The 2,455-nt window shown below is 40.7% G+C and carries 2 protein-coding genes; both read right to left on the reverse strand.

Annotation, left to right across the window (positions count from 1 at the left end; genetic code table 11):
• On the reverse strand, positions 1-500 hold a 500-nt coding region (locus A3735_RS18305; RefSeq protein WP_255375180.1), incomplete at its 3' end, for a type I restriction endonuclease.
• A 1-nt stretch (position 501) separates the two neighbouring features.
• Positions 502-2,433 (reverse strand): hypothetical protein, encoded by a 1,932-nt coding sequence (locus A3735_RS18310; protein ID WP_068638441.1) that lies wholly within the window; start codon positions 2,431-2,433, stop codon positions 502-504.
• Positions 2,434-2,455: the final 22 nt, after the last annotated feature.

Below are 2,455 nucleotides of genomic sequence, written 5' to 3' on the forward strand. Positions count from 1 at the left end.
AAGCCATTCACAAAACAAACAATATCGGGGATTCTGTTCCCCGTACCTTCACTGTTTTGAACCACCATTTCTTCGGTGACATGGAACTCGTTTTCATCCAGGTTTTGCCAATCGATAAGCTGAATGGTCGGTGAAGCTTTTTTGCCATCCACAAATTCTGTGACACTCACTCCATACAGTAAGGCGTTGTAGAGTTTCTCATTAGCGCCTTTTAATCCTTCGTTCATTGCCGGATTCAGCGTGTGCATAATCTTATCGATCGCCGCTTCCGATAGTGGGTGCTGTTTACCGGAAAAGGGAAAGGTTTGCTTACCCAAAAACTTACGCATGACAGGCAACAGTATAACTTGACCAGTAGACTTATCACCTGGGGCGGTATTGCCTCTTAATACTTCACACTCCGAGGGCGAAATAAAGGTATAACCTAGGTTCGATAAAAGTGTTAAGGCCGGTAGCTTGGCGCTAAACTCCTCTCTAAAATTTGCTAACAAAGCCTCCATATCAGTTTTCTCCATGTAAGAATTTAGAGGTTTTAATGAAGGCTTTTTCCCTAACCATTTTGAATATCGATATTATATTCAAGCCCCATATGCTCCCGGCAAAACTAAATAATAACGTCACGAAGAAGGCTATTCCTGTAGCGCTATGTTGCCGCAGTTCGGGGCTTACATTTGGAAAGATGTCCGTCGGTAACGTTGAATATGTGGCCCAAAATACGCATATCACCACAGACAAAGAGAGGAGCAGTGCTGGTATGGTCGCTATCCCATACGCAATTTTTTCTAGATGTGATTTTGTGTTGTCCAGTTTCTCAGCTTTCTTTTCTATTTCCCTGTTGAGTTTAGAAATAGCCTGATTTGCTTCTGAGGATAGTTGATCGATCTCCTGATCCTTTTCCTTTATATGCTTCCGTTTGATTTTTTCGACAATTTCAAAAACATCTTCTTCAGAGAAATCTTCCCCTACATCCACGGAAACATCATGCACCATATTAAGTAGGTCGGAATCCCATCTTACTTGAATGAGGTCTTCCTCTGAGATATCTCCATGCTTCTCTAGCGTCTCCATTTTTTTAATAAAGCTGGACCAAAAACGGTCATCTGTATACAGAAGTCCATAAGCCGACGCGACCACTTGGTCCATTGGTAAGGAGCCAAACATATCTGGTTTTTTTAGCCAAAACATAGCTGTCATCCATTGTTCAGATACGACTAGAGGAATTGCCTGTTTAGGTATTTCGTTTCTGAAGTGTTTGTTGGCTGAATTGACGAGGCTCGTATTTGGCGTAACAAAAACTGTGAAGGCTTGATTAAGATCTTTGATCACCAGACCTTCTCTCGAGTTGTAGACTCTGCTTATGCAAACAGTATCGTGCTCAAGATTCTTTGAACCTTTAAAGATAGGAGATATGGCTTCTTCTAGGGCGTTCTCGTCACATTGATACTGAGTCTTTGCTTTAAACCCGAGCTGGATATTTATTTGTTCCTTACTTATTCGAGATTTAAGCAACTTGATTTCAGAGTCTAAACGGTCCGCGTCGTAGCCTAGGTAGCGCAATAGTTCAAGTGTTTTGGTATTGAAACGACCATACTTCTTTCTTTTTAAATCATCTCTCCATGCGGATAATAAGCGCTCCGTTTCATCGAGAGTTTTATCAAAAATACAAACATTAATACCTACATTTGTTAGTAATGAGATGAACTCTTTCAATGATTTCCGCTTTTGCTCCCCACTGAAACCCAGCAGGCCAACGATTATGGGCGTATCTAAGTATGCTGTAATGGTGTCATACGCTTTTTTGGGGCTGACTTGGTCTGCGTAACAAAGGTAGTTCGCTAGCAGCATTCCCTTCACAAACCTTGAGAAATGTTCGAGAGATGCCGTTTTATTTTTATGAATGTGACTGATAAATGAGGCCGTAACATGGTCCGTGTTTTTTATCTTTTCATTCAGCTCATTTATCTCAAATCGAATACTTTGCGTCACACTTGATACGTTCTTACTGATAAATTTTATTATCAGTGCATCACACTCTTCTTCATTCAGTTCCTTGTTGAATTTGTTTGAAGCGAACTCTTTGAAGTCTTGCCTCAATAGCGCCACAGATGAACCGATATCACGTTTTTTATCGTCGTAACCGTTTTTCCATTTCTCAACCATATCCATGTTCGGAATAAACATATGGTTTTCTTTATGGAGCAAGCCTCGCTTTCTCGCTCGTGCCATAAATACTTGGATTGCAGAGATTGGTGGTTTAAATCCAAATGACTCTTCTAGTTTAACCTGAAGGTTTTCTGCGGTTACTTCTAACTTTCCTAAGTCAGTAAGAGTGACAGCAATGAAGGGCAAAAACAGATCAATCTCGTCTGCAATTTCATTTGCTTTTAACGATTCGAGTAACGCAAGTTGAATGAGCGGGCTATTAATTTCCACTAAGCTACTCTCTCCTTGTTAT

This window comes from Oleiphilus sp. HI0061 (assembly GCF_001635675.1).